The 16,446-nt window shown below is 68.1% G+C and carries 13 protein-coding genes, 2 tRNA genes and 1 pseudogene; 13 read left to right on the forward strand and 3 right to left on the reverse strand.

Translation table 11 applies throughout. The features are described from left to right. The 8 genes from QFZ69_RS06600 (at nucleotide 1) to QFZ69_RS06635 (ending at nucleotide 7,264) form a co-directional block, all read left to right on the forward strand. A complete protein-coding gene (locus QFZ69_RS06600; RefSeq protein ID WP_306916522.1) occupies nucleotides 1-777 on the forward strand; it encodes a fumarylacetoacetate hydrolase family protein in 777 nt (258 codons plus the stop codon). Nucleotides 778-793: 16 nt separating this feature from the next. Further along, entirely contained in the window at nucleotides 794-1,030 is a 237-nt protein-coding gene (locus QFZ69_RS06605) for a hypothetical protein (protein WP_306916524.1), read from the forward strand. Between the two features lie 34 nt (nucleotides 1,031-1,064). Further along, entirely contained in the window at nucleotides 1,065-2,624 is a 1,560-nt protein-coding gene (gene gltX, locus QFZ69_RS06610; protein WP_306916526.1) for a glutamate--tRNA ligase, read from the forward strand. After that, nucleotides 2,624-3,445, forward strand: coding sequence for an HAD family hydrolase (locus tag QFZ69_RS06615; protein ID WP_306999975.1), 822 nt, complete (start codon nucleotides 2,624-2,626; stop codon nucleotides 3,443-3,445). The genes gltX and QFZ69_RS06615 overlap by 1 nt, the downstream gene beginning before the upstream one ends. Before the next feature lie 68 nt (nucleotides 3,446-3,513). After that, nucleotides 3,514-3,585, forward strand: a tRNA-Gln gene (locus QFZ69_RS06620). 131 nt (nucleotides 3,586-3,716) lie between these two features. Next, nucleotides 3,717-3,789: transfer RNA gene (locus QFZ69_RS06625), tRNA-Glu, on the forward strand. 80 nt (nucleotides 3,790-3,869) lie between these two features. Further along, nucleotides 3,870-5,651 (forward strand): dynamin family protein, encoded by a 1,782-nt coding sequence (locus QFZ69_RS06630; protein ID WP_373461813.1) that lies wholly within the window; start codon nucleotides 3,870-3,872, stop codon nucleotides 5,649-5,651. Next, on the forward strand, nucleotides 5,648-7,264 hold the full coding sequence (locus QFZ69_RS06635) for a GTPase (protein ID WP_306916527.1): 1,617 nt from the start codon (nucleotides 5,648-5,650) through the stop codon (nucleotides 7,262-7,264). Before QFZ69_RS06630 ends, QFZ69_RS06635 begins: the two co-directional genes overlap by 4 nt. An 11-nt stretch (nucleotides 7,265-7,275) precedes the next feature. Here the strand turns inward: QFZ69_RS06635 and QFZ69_RS06640 are convergent, their stop codons facing one another. Together QFZ69_RS06640 and QFZ69_RS06645 are read right to left on the reverse strand one after the other, a co-directional pair. After that, complete coding sequence (locus QFZ69_RS06640; protein ID WP_306916529.1) at nucleotides 7,276-7,821, reverse strand: DUF1697 domain-containing protein; 546 nt, start codon at nucleotides 7,819-7,821, stop codon at nucleotides 7,276-7,278. Between the two features lie 55 nt (nucleotides 7,822-7,876). Beyond that, entirely contained in the window at nucleotides 7,877-8,596 is a 720-nt protein-coding gene (locus QFZ69_RS06645) for an IclR family transcriptional regulator (protein ID WP_306916531.1), read from the reverse strand. Between the two features lie 138 nt (nucleotides 8,597-8,734). On the opposite strand from QFZ69_RS06645, the gene leuC reads away from it, so the two are divergent. Together leuC and leuD are read left to right on the forward strand one after the other, a co-directional pair. Beyond that, nucleotides 8,735-10,189, forward strand: a complete 1,455-nt coding sequence (gene leuC / locus QFZ69_RS06650) for a 3-isopropylmalate dehydratase large subunit (RefSeq protein WP_306916533.1) — start codon at nucleotides 8,735-8,737, stop codon at nucleotides 10,187-10,189. Nucleotides 10,190-10,229: 40 nt separating this feature from the next. Beyond that, nucleotides 10,230-10,833: pseudogene (gene leuD, locus QFZ69_RS06655) on the forward strand (3-isopropylmalate dehydratase small subunit). Between the two features lie 145 nt (nucleotides 10,834-10,978). Here leuD and QFZ69_RS06660 read toward each other — a convergent pair. Next, nucleotides 10,979-12,739 carry an HNH endonuclease signature motif containing protein gene (locus QFZ69_RS06660; RefSeq protein ID WP_306916537.1) on the reverse strand — a complete coding sequence of 587 codons (1,761 nt, stop codon included), beginning with the start codon at nucleotides 12,737-12,739 and terminating at the stop codon, nucleotides 10,979-10,981. A 507-nt stretch (nucleotides 12,740-13,246) separates the two neighbouring features. On the opposite strand from QFZ69_RS06660, the gene murA reads away from it, so the two are divergent. The 3 genes from murA to QFZ69_RS06675 are packed head-to-tail and all read left to right on the forward strand — an operon-like array spanning nucleotide 13,247 to nucleotide 16,440. Then, complete coding sequence (murA, locus tag QFZ69_RS06665; RefSeq protein WP_306916539.1) at nucleotides 13,247-14,572, forward strand: UDP-N-acetylglucosamine 1-carboxyvinyltransferase; 1,326 nt, start codon at nucleotides 13,247-13,249, stop codon at nucleotides 14,570-14,572. A 9-nt stretch (nucleotides 14,573-14,581) separates the two neighbouring features. After that, nucleotides 14,582-15,391, forward strand: coding sequence for a 1-acyl-sn-glycerol-3-phosphate acyltransferase (locus QFZ69_RS06670; protein WP_306916541.1), 810 nt, complete (start codon nucleotides 14,582-14,584; stop codon nucleotides 15,389-15,391). After that, nucleotides 15,388-16,440, forward strand: a complete 1,053-nt coding sequence (locus QFZ69_RS06675; protein ID WP_306916543.1) for an NAD(P)H-dependent glycerol-3-phosphate dehydrogenase — start codon at nucleotides 15,388-15,390, stop codon at nucleotides 16,438-16,440. The genes QFZ69_RS06670 and QFZ69_RS06675 overlap by 4 nt, the downstream gene beginning before the upstream one ends. Nucleotides 16,441-16,446 lie beyond the last annotated feature (6 nt).

Raw genomic sequence — 16,446 nt, forward strand, 5'->3', positions numbered from 1 at the left:
ATGCGTATCGCCCGGTTTGTAGTCGATTCTGATCCCCTCTACGGCATTGTTGAAGGTGAGTCCGGCCGTGAGGAAGTCACCGTCATCCACGGCGACCCTTTCTTCCACGGCGTGGAGCGGACTGCCGTCAAGCACAAACTGGAAGACGTGCGCCTGCTGGCCCCGATCATTCCGCGCAGCAAGGTGGTCGGCGTCGGCCGGAATTTCGCCGACCACGCCCAGGAACTCGGCAACGAGGTCCCGAAGCAGCCGCTGCTTTTCCTGAAGCCGAACACCTCGGTGATCGGCCCCAACGACCCGATCATCCTGCCGGAGTTCTCCGAGGAAGTGTCCTTCGAAGCCGAGCTCTGCGTCGTGATCGGCCGGATCTGCAAGGACGTCCCCGAAGACCGGGTCGACGACGTCATTTTCGGCTACACCTGCGGCAACGACCTCACGGCCCGCGACGTCCAGAAGACCGACCTGCAGTGGGCACGGGCCAAGGGCTTCGATACCTCCGCGCCGCTGGGGCCGTGGATCGAGACCGAACTGGACACCGAAGACCTGCAGATCCAGGGCCGGCTCAACGGCGAACTGCGCCAGGACGGCAGCACCAGCCAGATGATCCGCAGCGTCCGCGAGCTGGTTTCCGTCGTCTCCCAGGCCTTCACCCTGCTGCCCGGCGACGTCATCATGACCGGCACCCCGGCCGGTGTCGGCCTGGTCCAGGCGGGCGACCGCTTCGAGGTGGAGATCGAGGGCATCGGCCGTCTCTCCAACCCGGTCGTCCGCCGCTAAGCAGGGCGCGGAAACCATGAATGCCGGCGGATGGCGAAGGGTCCCGCTGCGGTCCCGGCGCCGGAACTCCTTCCTGTTCTACGCCCTCGGGTCCATCGGCACCTTCGCGATGGCGGCGCGGGTTGTCCAGTGGCTCGACGGCCCGCAATGGCTGGGCCTGGCCTTTATTGGGGTCGGTCTGACCCTGGGCCTCTATTACCTTGGGCGGGCGCTGCTTCGCTGGCGGACCAAGCGCGGGGCAGTCCGCCGCTGAAGCGCGCCGGGCAGGCGGTAAAGTTGGAGTCACTATGACTACTCCTGCCGCGCCCGACGCCGTCTCCAGCTCCGCCCCGTTTGAAGTGACCAGTGAAGTGACCGGTGACGTGACCCGCGAGGTCACCCCCGACACCCCGGTCCGTGTCCGGTTCTGCCCTTCGCCGACCGGCACCCCGCACGTGGGCCTGATCCGCACGGCCCTCTTCAACTGGGCCCACGCCCGCCACACCAAGGGCACCTTCGTGTTCCGCATCGAGGACACGGACGCGGCGCGCGACTCGGAGGAGAGCTACCAGCAGCTGCTCGAGGCCCTCAAATGGCTCGGCATCACCTGGGAGGAAGGCGTGGAAGTCGGCGGCCCGCATGAGCCGTACCGGCAGTCGCAGCGCCTGGACCTCTACAAGGACGTCGTCGCCAAGCTGCTTGACGCCGGCCACGCCTACGAGGCCTACTCCACGCCGGAGGAAGTCGAGGCCCGCCACCGGGCCGCGGGACGCGACCCCAAACTCGGCTACGACAACTTCGACCGGGACCTCTCGGCAGACCAGATTGCCGCGTTCCGGGCCGAGGGCCGCCAGCCCGTGCTCCGCGTGCGGATGCCGGACGAGGATGTCACCTTCATGGACATGGTCCGCGGCGATATCACGTTCAAGGCCGGCAGCATTCCGGACTACGTGATTGTCCGCGCGGACGGTTCACCGCTGTACACCCTGGTCAACCCGGTCGACGACGCCCTGATGGAAATCACCCACGTGCTCCGCGGCGAGGACCTGCTCTCCTCCACCCCGCGCCAGGTGGTGCTGATCCGCGCGCTGATGGACATCGGCGTCGCGAGCTACCTGCCCGTCTTCGGACACCTGCCCTACGTCATGGGCGAGGGCAACAAGAAGCTCTCCAAGCGCGACCCGGAGTCCAACCTGTTCCTGCTCCGCGACCGCGGCTTCATCCCCGAGGGCCTGCTGAACTACCTCTCGCTGCTGGGCTGGAGCCTCTCCGCCGACGAGGACATCTTCACCGTCGAGCAGCTGATCGAGCACTTCGACGTCAACGACGTGCTCGCCAACCCGGCCCGCTTCGACATCAAGAAGGCCGAGGCCATCAACGGCACGCACATCCGGATGCTCGATCCGGAGGACTTCCGTGCCCGGCTCGTTCCGTACCTGCGCACGGCCGGGCTTGTCGGGGAAAGCCTCACCGCCCGCCAGGAGGAGATCCTGGCCGAGGCGGCACCGCTGATCCAGGAACGGATCTCGCTGCTGGGTGAAGCACCCGAGATGCTCGCCTTCCTGTTCAAGAACGACGCCGGGATCGACGTCGCGGACGACGCCCGCAAGGGGCTGCCGGAGAACCTCACGGAGGTCCTCGACGCCGCCCTCGCCGCGCTGGAGCCGATTGAGGACTGGACCGCGGAGAACATCCAGACCGCTCTGAAAGAGGCGCTCGTGGAGGGCCTCGGCGTCAAGCCACGGCTCGCCTTCGGCCCGGTCCGCACCGCCATCTCCGGCCGCCGTATTTCCCCGCCGCTGTTCGAATCCATGGTCATCCTCGGCAAGGATTCCTCGCTGGCCCGCCTCCGGGCCTTCCGCGGCTGATGGACACCTCAGAGGCCGGAAGCGGCGTCCTGGCGCGGGGCCTGGGCGTCGTCCGCGGGGTCCTGTTCGATATCGACGACACCCTGGTGGACCTCGAATTCGCGATGACGGCCGCCCTGCGCGACGTCAGCGAGCATCTTCTCCCCGAGCTGGACCAGTCCGGGTGGGAGAAATTCGGGCGGATTTTCACCCGCGAAACAACGCATTTCTACGACCGCTACCTCGCCGGGGAGCTGAGCTTCAACGAGCAGCGCCTGCTGCGCGGCCGGGCGGCCCTGGGCCACTTCGGCGTCGAACTGGACGAGGGCGAGCAAGCCCACCACTGGGTCAGCTCCTATGCGAGCCGGCAGCACGGCTACATCCGGGCCTTCGACGACGTTCCGCCACTGCTGGACGCCCTGGACGCGGCCGGTATCCCGTACGGTGCCGTGAGCAACAATGTGCACGACTACCAGCGGGTCAAGCTGGATGCCGCCGGACTGGAACGGATCGGGGTGCTCGTCGGGACGGACACGCTCGGCGTGCCGAAACCGGACCCGGCCATCTATCTGGAGGGCGTCCGCCGGCTCGGAACCGGGGTGGGCGAAACGCTGTACGTCGGCGACAACCGGCTGGTCGACGCGGAGGGCTCGACGGCGGCAGGACTGCTGGGCGTCTGGCTGAACCGCGGCGGGGCGCCGGCTCCGGATTACACCGGGCCCGAAGTCGGCTCGCTGCGGGAGCTTCGCGAAAGGCTCGGGCTGCTCCCGCCCGGCGTGAAGTGGGCCACTTTCGGGCCGAATCGGCGAGGCCGATTTGTGCGCGGGGAAACTCTCGGGTAAAGTAATTACTCGTGCTGAGGCGCTGGGAGCGCGGGTTTGAACCCGCAAAACCGGCCCGAAAGTTCCATTGGGATATGGTGTAATTGGCAACACTACGGTTTCTGGTACCGTCATTCTAGGTTCGAGTCCTGGTATCCCAGCTCTGAAGAATCCGCGGATTTCCGCGGTGGATCAGGGGTTTTGAAGCGGCCTGGCCAATTTGAAACACTTGCTGAGTGTATGAAACAATCACTTAGCGCGAACGGCAGGAATGCCGTTCCGGAGAGTACACGGCCCCATCGTATAGCGGCCTAGTACGCTGCCCTCTCACGGCGGTAACGCGGGTTCGAATCCCGCTGGGGTCACAGATGAAACGGTCCCGGGCACCAGCCCGGGGCCGTTTTTCGTCTCCCGGATACTCAAGGTGAACTGGCATGATGATGCTGTGAGCTCCGAAGAAACCCCCGGTGACCCCGGAAGCCCGACACCGCCGGCACGGCCGGGCGGCGCCGTCGAGCTGCTGGAGGCCGTCCGCGGCGAGCTTGCCGCAACGGCCCTGCCCCTGGCCCTGCCCGACGCGGAGCACGCCCGGCAGGACATCCGCAATGCCCTGGCGCAGCTGGATGACTACATTCTGCCCCGGTACCGCAGCCTGGACGCGCCCCTGCTCGCCGTGGTGGGCGGTTCCACCGGCGCCGGGAAATCGACCCTGGTGAACGGGCTGGTGGGACACGGCGTCACCCGTGCCGGCGCCATCCGGCCCACGACGCGCCAACCGATCCTGCTGCACCACCCCTCGGACGCCGCCTGGTTCGAGGACCAGCGGGTCCTGCCGAGCCTCAGCCGGATCCGCGGCACGCTCGCGAGCGGACCCTTGCCCGCCACCCAGGCCGGGCCCGCTCCTGACGCCGCCGCGATTTCCTCCCTGGTGCTGGTCTCCGACGGTGCCGTGCCGCAGGGGGTCGCGTTGCTGGACGCTCCCGACGTCGACTCCATCTCAGATGACAACCGCAAGCTCGCCGGCCAACTGCTCGCCGCCGCCGACCTGTGGGTGTTCGTCACCACGGCCAACCGCTACGCCGACGCCGTCCCCTGGCGGCTGCTCCTGGACGCCGCGTCCCGGGACATTCTGGTGGCCGTGGTGCTGGACCGCGTGCCGCCGGCCGCCGAGGCAGAGGTCCGCGCCGACCTTCAGGCCATGCTCAGCCGGGAGGGGCTGGGCGAAGCGCGGCTATTCGTGGTGCCGGAGGCTGCCCTGGACGCGATGGGAATGCTGCCGGCCGATGCCGTGGATCCGCTCCGGACCTGGCTCCGGGAACTCGCCGCGGACGCGGCAGGCCGGGCCGAGATCGCACGGCGCACGCTCAACGGAACCGTCAAGGCGCTCGGCATGCGGGTCGAGGCGGTGGCGCAGGCCGCTCAGGCCCAGCAGCATGCGGCCGAGGTGCTCGCAGCGGATGCCCGCGGGGCGTACCGGGACGCCGTGGGACGCATCCTCGAGGCAACCCGCGACGGGGCGCTGCTGCGCGGCGAAGTCCTGGCACGCTGGCAGGACTTCGTCGGCACCGGCGAGTTCTTCCGGGCCATGGAGCAGAACATCGGCCGGTTCCGGGACCGGATGGGCGCCTTCTTCCGCGGCGAGCCTGCCCCGGCGGTCCGGGTCGAGACGGCGATCGAAACCGGGCTGCAGGCCGTCATCATCGATGAAGCCGCCAACGCCGCCGAGGATGCGGACCAGCGCTGGCGGTCCGACCCGGCCGGCCGCCAGCTGCTCGGCAGCGACGATCTCTCCGGCACATCCGAGGGCTTCGCCGACACGGTGGCCGCCGAAATCCGGGCATGGCAGGGGAGCCTGATGGAGCTCATCCGGACCGAAGGCCAAGGCAAGCGCACCCAGGCCCGCTGGTTGTCCTTCGGCATCAACGGCCTCGGTGCGGCCCTGATGATCGTGGTCTTTTCGATGACCGCCGGCCTGACCGGACTCGAAGTCGGCATCGCCGGCGGCACCGCCGTCGCCGGGCAGCGGCTCCTCGAAGCTGTGTTCGGCGAGGACGCCGTCCGCCGGCTCGCCCGGACGGCACGCGAGGACCTGCACAAACGTTGCCAAAAGCTGCTCCAGGACGAACAGCAGCGGTTCCTGTCCCGGCTGGACGCCCAGCAGGGAGCAGACCGGGACGTCCTGGCCAGCCATGCCGCCGCGCTGCGCCGCCTGGCGGCTGCCGCATGAGCGGCTATGGCGCCGCCCGCGAAGCCTCCCAACTGCAGCGGCGGCTCGACGCGCTCAACGAGGCGCACGGGCTGGCCGCCGGCGCGCTTCCGGAGGAAACCCTGCAGGAAGCCCGCCAGATCATCGAGCGTGCCGGCTCGCGGCGGTCGCTGTCCGCCGAGCACACCGTAGTGGGTTTCTTCGGGGCGACCGGTAGCGGAAAGTCCTCCCTTTTTAACGCAGTCAGCGGGGCGGAAATTGCGACGGCGGCAGTCCGCCGGCCCACGACCTCGGAACCGCTCGCCGGCATCTGGGGAGCAGACGGGAGCGAGCCGCTGCTGGACTGGCTCGACGTCCGGAACCGGCACCACGCGGTGCCGGTGGCTGGTTTTGCCGACGAAAGCACGGGCCTGGTTCTGCTGGACCTGCCCGACTTCGACTCGACCCGCGCAGCGAACCGCGAGATCGTACAACGGATGGTGGGGCTGGTCGACGTTCTCGTCTGGGTGCTCGATCCCCAGAAATATGCCGACGCTGCAGTGCACAACGACTTCCTGGCGCCCCTCGCCTCCCACCGCGCCGTCACCCTCGTGGTGCTCAACCAGATCGACCGGCTGCCGGAGCGCGATGTGCACCCGGTGCTGGAATCCCTTCAGGGCATCCTGGCGCGGGACGGCCTGGGCAAGGTGCAGGTCCTGGGCGCCTCCGCCGTGACCGGCACCGGAGTGGACAAGGTCCGGGCTGCCATCCGCCACGTGGCCGTGCAGCGGCAGGCGCTCTCCCAGCGGCTGGCCGCGGATGTCACGCGCGCCTCGGCCTGGCTGGCGGAGGCCTCCGGCGAGGGGGAGCCGGCCGGGGTGAAGGCGGACTCCCGAACCCGGCTGGCGGAGGAGTTGGCTATCGCGGCCAACGTCCCGCTCGTCGTGGAGGCTGTCGTCCGTTCCTACCGGCAGGAAGCCGCCCGCCGCACCGGCTGGCCGGTGACGCGCTGGCTGGTCCGGTTCCGGCCGGACCCGCTGCGACGGCTCAACCTGCGCGCCGACGGCGTCCGTCCGGAGCTGAACCGGACCTCGCTGCCGCCGTCAGGTGCTCCGGAGCGGGCCCGGACCGACGCCGCCGTCCGGGAGTTCGCCGACGCGGCATCCGACGGCGCTCCGGGACCGTGGCGCGCTGTTCTCCGCGGCGCGGCACGGGAAGGCCGGGAACGGCTCCCGGACGCCCTGGACCAGGCCATCGCGTCCACCGATCTGAAAGCAGGCAGGAAGTCCTGGTGGTGGACGGTCTTCAACGTCATCCAGTGGCTGGCTTTGCTGACAGCGCTGGGCGGGTTCGCCTGGCTGGGCGTCCTTGCCGCGCTGGGATATCTGCAGCTGCCCGTGCCCGATGTCGCCAGGGTGGAGGGATGGCCGGTGCCCACCGTGATGATCGCCGGGGGAGCCCTGCTGGGCATTGTGCTGGCGATCGCGGCGAAGTTCATTGCGGGGGCGGTCGCACGGGCCCGCGGCGCGGCAGCGAGGAGATGGCTCAAGGCCGCCGTCGAGTCCGTCGCGGGGAAGCTCGTGGTGGAACCAGTGGAGGCCGAAGTGGGCCGGCTGCGTTCCTTCCGGAAGGCGCTGCAGGCAGCGGCACGGTAGGACCCGCCGCGTTAGCCCCCGGACAGTGACGCCGCGGTGTCGCGGACCTTGATCATGGTCCGCAGGTTCCGGGTGGTGGTGGACGCCTTGTATTTCGGCTTCGAGGACAGCTTGCTGAACGGGCTGTCCAGGGTGCCGCCGGCGGGAGCAAGCCAGGCCAGGGCTTCCGGTCCCAACCGGGTCAGCTCGGCCCCGTCCAGGGCGGTTCCGGCGGCGTAGAGTTCCGTGAGTGCCTGGGGGTCCGAGGCGAGGGTCAGGTAGGTATGCGTGGAGGCATCGTCCGCGGGGTAGGGGCAGGCCGCCACCAGCTCCGCGACGCGTCCGGCGTCCAGCACCACCACCCACGCGTCGTAGCCGAACGTTTCACGCAGGCAGGCCTCGAACTCGGCCTTGACCTTAACCGGCGGCAGTTCGCTGGCCAGCACCACGTTACCGCTGGCGAGGAGCGTCCTGACTCCGGAAAAGGGCCGGGACTTCAGGGCTTCCTTCAGCTCGGCCATCTTGATATTGATCCCGCCCACGTTGATCCCGCGCAGGAACACCGCATAGCTGTTCATGCGCACAGCCTATGCGCTCCGCCGTACGGCGGCCCTGACGTCCGCCGTGCGGCGGTCAGTCGCTGGTCTTGCGCAGGGCTTCGGTCAGGATGCGGGCGGCATTGCAGACGACTTCGGCATGAAGCCGCCCGGGCTGGCGGGTCAGGCGCTCGATCGGTCCGGAAATCGACACGGCGGCGATCACGCGGCCGGACGGGCCGCGGACCGGAGCGGACACGGAGGCGACCCCCGGCTCGCGTTCGCCGAGGCTCTGTCCCCAGCCCCGGCGTCGGACTCCGGCCAGGACGGTAGGGGTGAAGCGGGCGGCCTGCAGCCCCTCCAGGAGGCGGTCATGGTCCTCCCAGGCCAGCAACACCTGGGCGGCGGAGCCGGCCTTCATGGACAGCTGCGTGCCGACCGGAATGGTGTCGCGCAGCCCGATCGGGCGTTCGGCGGAGGCGACGCAGACGCGCCAGTCGCCCTGCCGGCGGAAGATCTGGGCGCTCTCGCCGGTGGCGTCCCGCAGTTGCATGAGCACGGGCCCAGCCGAGGCGATCAGGCGGTCCTCGCCGGCCGCGGAGGCCAGCTCCACGAGGCGGCTGCCGAGGACGAACCGGCCCTGGATGTCGCGGCTGACGAGCCGGTGATGGACCAGCGCCAGGGCCAGCCGGTGCACGGTGGGCCGGGCCAGCCCGGTGGCAGCGACAAGCTGCGCCAGGGTGGTGGGGCCGGCCTCAAGTGCGTCAAGCACATGGGCCGCTTTATCGATGACACCGACTCCACTAGAATTGTCCATGTGATGATATTGCCGTCTCATTATCTGAGATGCAAGTCGTTGCACTGGCGTTGCGCGGGGGACTGCTGATTGTCTGGACATAATCAGTCCGTACTAAGAAACATTCATCAATAAACACTGCAGTGAAGGGAGAAGGCCGTGGCAAAGACACTGGCCGAGAAAGTCTGGGACGCGCATGTGGTGCGCAAGGGGGACGGCGAAGGAGCCAACGCCCAGCCCGACCTTCTCTTCATCGACCTTCACCTGGTACATGAGGTGACGTCCCCGCAGGCGTTCGAGGGGCTGCGGCTCGCTGGCCGCCCCCTGCGCCGGCCGGACCTCACCATCGCCACCGAGGACCACAACACGCCCACGTTGGACATCGACAAGCCGATCGCCGACCTGACCAGCCGGACCCAGATCCAGACCCTGCGCAACAACTGCCAGGAGTTCGGTGTCCGCCTGCACTCCCTGGGCGACGCCGAGCAGGGGATCGTCCATGTGGTCGGGCCGCAGCTGGGCCTCACCCAGCCGGGCATGACCGTGGTCTGCGGCGACTCGCACACCTCCACGCACGGCGCGTTCGGCGCGCTGGCCATGGGCATCGGCACGTCCGAGGTCGAGCACGTCATGGCCACCCAGACGCTGTCCCTGAAGCCGTTCAAGACCATGGCCATCAACGTCGAGGGCACCCTGCGTCCGGGCGTGTCCGCCAAGGACATCATCCTGGCCGTCATCGCCAAGATCGGCACCGGCGGGGGCCAGGGCTATGTGCTCGAGTACCGCGGCTCCGCGATCCGGGCGCTGTCGATGGAGGCCCGGATGACCATCTGCAACATGTCCATCGAAGCCGGCGCCCGCGCCGGGCTCGTTGCGCCGGACCAGATCACGTACGACTACATGGAAGGCCGCCCGCACGCGCCCCAGGGCGCCGAATGGGACGAAGCCGTTGAGTACTGGAACACCCTGCGGACCGACGACGACGCCACCTTTGACGTCGAAGTGGACCTCGACGCCGACACCCTGGAACCGTTCGTGACCTGGGGGACCAACCCGGGCCAGGGCGTGTCGCTCTCGGCCAAGGTGCCCTCGCCCGAGGACTTCGGTGACGAGAACGCCAAGGCCGCCGCGGAACGCGCGCTGCAGTACATGGGGCTCGAGGCCGGCACTCCGATGAAGGAGATCCGGGTGGACACGGTCTTCCTAGGCTCCTGCACCAACTCCCGGATGGAGGACCTCCGGGCCGCCGCCGACATCGTCCGCGGCCGCACCAAGGATCCCAACATCCGGATGCTCGTGGTTCCCGGCTCCGCCCGGGTGCGCCTCGAGGCCGAGGCCGAGGGCCTGGACCGGGTATTCAAGGACTTCGGCGCCGAATGGCGCTTCGCCGGTTGCTCGATGTGCCTGGGCATGAACCCGGACCAGTTGGAAGTGGGGGAGCGCTGCGCGTCCACGTCCAACCGCAACTTCGAGGGTCGCCAGGGCAAGGGCGGACGCACGCACCTGGTTTCCCCGGTGGTGGCTGCAGCCACGGCCGTGCGCGGCACCCTGAGCTCGCCGTCGGACCTGGATCCCGTTCCGGAGTCCGCCGCCGCCCGTATCGACGCAGCGTAGCTGCCGACAGTCCCGATCCCCACAGCCCGAAGGATCCGCCATGGAAAAGTTCACCACCCACACCGGGATCGGTGTCCCGCTGCGCCAGAGCAACGTCGACACGGACCAGATCATCCCGGCCGTCTACCTCAAGCGCATCACGCGCACCGGTTTTGAGGACGCCCTCTTCGCCGCGTGGCGCAAGGAACCCGGCCTTCATCCTGAACCAGGAGCCCTTCAGCGCCGGCTCCGTGCTGGTTGCCGGACCCGACTTCGGGACCGGTTCGTCGCGGGAACATGCCGTCTGGGCACTCAAGGACTACGGGTTCAAGACTGTGCTGTCCTCGCGCTTTGCGGACATATTCCGCGGGAACTCCGGCAAGCAGGGCCTGTTGGCCGCCGAACTGGCCCAAGATGACATTGAACTCATCTGGAAGGAGCTGGAAAACGCTCCCGGCACCCAGGTCACCGTGGACCTTGTCTCCAAGACCGTCCAGTGCGGCAACATCGTGGCGCCGTTCGAAATCGATGATTACACCCGCTGGCGCCTGCTTGAGGGCCTGGACGACATCGGGCTGACGCTCCAGCACGAGGAAGACATCACGGCCTACGAGGCGACGCGGCCCGCCTTCAAGCCCAAGACGCTGCCGGCCAGGCTATCCTGATCCTGTCTTGACCCTGCGAACGGGCACGGCCGGCCTGACACCGTTTGACGGACCTCTCCGGCCGCCGGTGCCGCCCCGGTCCGGCCCCCACCGGCCCGATTTATAGAAGTGCCGCTGTCGAGTTCGACGGCGGCACTTCTGTGCGTTAAGCGGTGGCACTTCTGTGCGTTAAGAAGCATCTCGCCCTGTGTGGCCGGATCAGGCAGCTGGCTGGTTCAGCGGGCGTGATCGTTTCCGTGCCTTCACCCGGCGCATGAGTTCGGTTCTGCCGCGTCTGGCGGCAGGATCTACCTCGGCGGGATATTCGACCGCGTTTTGAATCATGACTGTGCCGGGCAGCGGTGGAGTGGTAGCTGTGGCCGGTGGGGGTGGTGAGTTCGAGGCCGTGCCTGTGCTTGTTGGTGCCGGCGGGCCCGGGTCGTGGGCGGCTTGTCCAGCCGGGGGTTTCCTTGGTGTAGTTGCAGGCTTCGCAGCGCCCGGCACCGTTGGCTGAGGTGGTCGGTCCGCCGTGCTTCCACGCAATGATGTGGTCCAGATGGCGGATCGGGGCGTCGCAGTAGGGCGTGCGGCAGGTGTCGTCGCGGGCCTGGAGGAAGCGTCGGAGCCCGACGGGGAAGAGCCGGGCCCGGGAGTCCATTGCGACCAGTTCCCCGGTGCCGGGGGCGGTGTAGAGCCGCCGCAGCCAGGTCTGCAGCTGGCGGTGGTCGCCGTCGTCGCCATGACCGGCGGCGCCGCGGGTTTCCGCACTGCCGGCCCAGTTTCCGGCGGCGCCGGCGTCGCTGTCGCTGCCGCCTCCACTGCCTTTGCCTCCGGCTCCCGGGCGGCCCGAATCGCCGGTGCCGGGCGCTGCGCCGGCGTTTTTGATCAGTTCGCGGGCCCAGCCGGCGGGGACGATGGCGTAGCCGGGGAGCCGGGCGGGTTCGCTGTCGCCCTGGAACAGGGTCCGGTCGGTCAGGATGAGCTGGATTTCGATGCCGGTGATCCCGCCGGGGGTGCCGGTGAGGCGTTCGATGAGCCCGTCGGCCATGAGCTGCCCGCGGCCCCGGGGGTCCCCGCCGGCGCGGAGCGAATCGGCTTGCCGGGACAGGGCGGCGTAGGCGGCGACGCCGGCGGAGACCGGGAGCAGCGCGGTCAGGTAGGTCATGGTGTCCGGGGCGGGGCGGAGGCTGACGTGCCGGTCACCGGCGGCGTGGCTGGCCCGCTCCGTGACCGAGCGCGGGTCCCGCCGGTAGGCGCAGGCCCGGGCCGCGGCAACCATGGCCCGGTCGCCCGCGCCGGTGAAGGAACCGGTGTCGGTGGCGAGTTCGTCGTCGACGGCGCAGCGGTCCGCGGCGGACGGGCATGCGGTTTCCTTGACCAGGAGGGTGGCGCGCCATTCGTTGAGCTGCCCGCTCTCGAGCGCGGCGAGGGTGTGCGGCATTTCGGTCACGAGGGCTTTGGCCAGGCCCAGGAGCCGGCCGCCGCGGGCCGGGGATTCGCGCCGGGCGAGGGCGATCTGCGCCGCGACCCCGGCGCCGAGCTCGGCCGCGGGCATCCCCGCGGCACGCCGGGTCCGGCGCTGGGCGACATCGAAGGCGACCGCGATCCTGGCCTGCAGCGCGGCCGCGGCGGACTTCAGATCCTCGAGCTCCCGGAGCTGGTCAATCAGCCCGGCCCCGGCATCGCCGGCCAGCCCGGCCCCGGCATCGCCGGCCAGCCCGGCCCCAGCATCGCCGCGGCCGGCACCGACGGCACCGACGGCCCCGCGGCCGGGACCGACGGCATCGAGGTCCCCGCCGTCGTCGTCGTCGCCGAAATGGGAAACACGGACCGTGGCGAGCAGGCGGGCGACATCCGGGACCGTCGCGCCGCGTCCGGCGCCGCCCCATCCTGCCCGAGCCACTTCGGGCTCCTGATTGCCGTCCATGGAAACAGTCAACCAGCGACCTCCGACTTTTAAGGGCCCTCGGTTCGAGCTGAGGTCGCACTTCCAACCTAAAAGTGCCGCCAGCGAAATCTGTCGACTGCAGACTCGGCGTTGCGCAGACGGCGATGTACCGCCGTCCGCGCGGAAAAGGTTTGTCTATCCCACCACGGCGCATCTTGCTGCCGAGGTTTTGGTGGCGGCGGTAAACCTTTGCCGGTCCCGTGACTCGACGTTGAGGGTGGCACGGTCAAACGACCGCAGGTTCTGCGCCCGCGGACGGCGAACCTCGCGACTCCAACCGGGGACAGGCCCCACGCTATCGCCGAAGGGTCAACATCACTCCGTGACGCCGTCGGACTGCTGTTCCGGCAGGGGTCACAGACGATTGGAGGGCGTGAACCGGACCCCTCCAACGGACCGACATTTCAGATCGGTAACGCAAGCTCCTATGCTTAGCAGGAGCCTTTGTAAGGATTTGGGGGCGAGTAGTCGTGAGGAAACCGGTAAATGAGTAGTGTTCTGACAATCCGCGGAGGCGTCCCGCTGACTGGCCGCGTCACCGTCCGAGGGGCCAAAAATCTTGTCCCCAAGGCAATGGTCGCCGCCCTGCTGGGCAATGAGCCGTCCGTGCTGCGCAACGTGCCGGAAATCAAAGACGTCGAGGTTGTCACCAGCCTGCTCCAGCTCCACGGTGTCACCGTTGAGAAGGACCCCGTCACGGGGGACCTGACCCTCGACCCGAAGGGTGCCAAGACGGCATCCAGCACGGCCATTGATGCCCACGCCGGCGATTCCCGCATTCCGATCCTGCTGTGCGGGCCCTTGATCCATGCCATTGGCGAAGCTTTCATCCCTGACCTCGGCGGCTGCAAGATCGGTGACCGTCCGATCGACTACCACCTGAACGTTCTTCGTCAATTCGGCGCCGTCGTGGAAAAGCGGCCCGGCGGGATCCACATTTCGGCGCCCAACGGTCTCAAGGGCACCAAGATTGCCCTGCCGTACCCCTCCGTTGGTGCGACGGAACAGGTGCTGCTCAGCGCTACCCGCGCCGAAGGCATCACCGAACTCATGGGTGCCGCCACCGAGCCCGAGATCGTGGACCTCATCGCCGTGCTGCAGAAGATGGGCGCGATCATCAGCGTCCAGACGGACCGTACGATTCGGATCGAAGGCGTCCGTGACCTCGGCGGCTACAACCACCGCGCGCTATCGGACCGCAACGAGTCCGCCTCCTGGGCATCCGCTGCCCTCGTCACCCGCGGCGACATCTTCGTTGAGGGCGCCACCCAGCGCGACATGATGACCTTCCTCAACACCTACCGCAAGGTCGGCGGCGGCATGGACATCCAGGACGATGGCATCCGCTTCTACCACCGCGGCGGCAAGCTCAATCCGCTGGTCCTCGAAACAGATGTGCACCCGGGTTTCATGACGGACTGGCAGCAGCCGCTGATCGTCGCCCTGACACAGGCCGAGGGTGTCTCGATCGTCCACGAGACCGTCTACGAAAACCGGTTTGGTTTCACTGACGCGCTGATCCGGATGGGAGCTAACATCCAGGTGCACCGGGAATGCCTGGGCAGCGTGCCGTGCCGTTTCGGCCAGCGCAACTTCCTGCATTCAGCCGTCATCTCGGGGCCAACGCAGCTCTCCGGCACCGACATCGACGTGCCGGATCTGCGTGGCGGTTTCAGCCACCTGATCGCGGCCCTCGCGGCCACCGGCACCTCCCGGGTCACCGGAATCGACATCATCAACCGTGGCTATGAGCGCTTCACCGAAAAGCTCGCCGGGCTTGGCGCCGACTTTGACATCAGTTCAGCCGAGTAGCGGCGACCTGTGAAGGAATCCGCGAAAAGCCACATCACCTTCGTCCTTGTCGCCGGCATCGTCCGGCCCGTGATGAACCTCCTGATGAGGAAGCAATGGGAAGGCGTCGAGAAGCTCCCGGCAGGGGGCTTTATTGCCGCACCCAACCACACCACTGAAATCGATCCGCTGGTGTTCGGGCACATGCTCTACAACCAGAAACGGATGCCGCACTTTCTTGCCAAGGCCGGGCTCTTCAAGGTCCCGGTCGTCGGCGCGGTGTTGCGCAACACCAAACAGATCCCGGTGGAACGCTCGTCGTCGGGCGCGAACCGCTCGCTGCAGATCGCCAAAGAGGTAGTTGACGAGGGCGGTGCCATCATCATCTATCCCGAGGGGACACTGACCCGCGATCCGGAGCTGTGGCCGATGAGGGGCCACACCGGCGCAGCCCGGATGGCGCTGGAGAGCGGCATCCCCGTGGTGCCGATGGCCCACTGGGGCGCCCACGAGGTTTTCCCCCGCTACGCCAAGCGCTTCCACATCTTTCCGCGGAAGACCTCACGCCTGATCGTCGGTGCGCCGGTGGACTTGAGCGCCTTCGCCGGACGACCGCTGGACAAAGCAACGCTCTCCGAAGCGACGAACCTCATCATGGACGCCATCACCGGGCTGGTCGCCACACTTCGTGGAGAAAAGTCGCCGGCTGTACGCTGGGATCCGTCCGCGCACAGCCAGTCCACTCATGGCCGCTTCATCGAACGTGGCGAGACCGGCCCGGGCAAGGCCACCCGGAACGGCGGCGCGTCGAACGAGAATATTGGGGACAGTACCGAATGACCGCCGACTTCCCCGCGACGGACACCGCCCGGACCGTCGCCGTCCTCGGGGCAGGCTCCTGGGGAACCACCTTCGCGAAGATCGTCGCTGACGGTGCGATCGCGTCCGGCGTTGAACGAAGGATCCGCCTCTGGGGCCGGCGCGCCGAAGTGGTGGACCAGATCAACATCCTGCACAAAAACGAGCAGTACCTCAAGGACATCGTCCTGCCGTCCAGCATCACCGCATCGACCGACGTCGCGGAGGTCTTCGACGGCGCCGAGCTGGTAATTCTCGCGGTCCCGGCGCAGACCCTGAGGCCCCAGCTGCGCGAATGGAAGCACCTCGTGCCGCCCGGTGCTTTCGTTGTTTCCCTCATGAAGGGCCTTGAGCTCCACTCGGATGCACGGATGAGTGAAGTCATCAGTGAAGAGCTCGGCATCCCCGCGGAACGGATCGCTGTCGTTTCAGGACCCAACCTGGCCATGGAGATCGCGCGTGAGGAGCCAACTGCTTCTGTTGTGGCCTCGACCGATTCCGAGGCCGCCGGCTGGATCGCCCGCAGCTGCACCGCACCCTACTTCCGCCCGTACACCACCACCGATGTGATCGGCGTCGAAATCGGCGGCATCGTCAAGAACGTCATCGCCCTGGCCGTCGGAATCTGCGAAGGCAAGCGGATGGGCGACAACACCAAGGCCTCGGTCATCACCCGAGGGCTTGCCGAAACCTCCCGCCTGACACTCGCGCTGGGCGGGGAAGCCCGGACCATGGCCGGGCTCGCCGGACTGGGTGACCTGGTGGCAACGTGCTCCTCCCCGTTGTCCCGGAACCACACCGCCGGCCGGCTGCTGGGCAAGGGCCTCACCCTCGAGCAGGTCACGGCCGAAATGAACCAGACGGCCGAAGGCATCAAGTCCAGCCAGGCAGTCCACGAGCTTGCCGGAAAGCTCGACGTCGACATGCCCATTACAGCGGCCGTCGTCGCCGTGCTGGCCGGCAAACTGTCCATAGACGATCTGGGACCGCTCCTGCTGTCCCGGGAATTGAAGCCCGAAGGCGAATACTAAATTGTC

The organism is Arthrobacter sp. V1I7 (genome assembly GCF_030817015.1).
Taxonomy (GTDB): domain Bacteria; phylum Actinomycetota; class Actinomycetes; order Actinomycetales; family Micrococcaceae; genus Arthrobacter.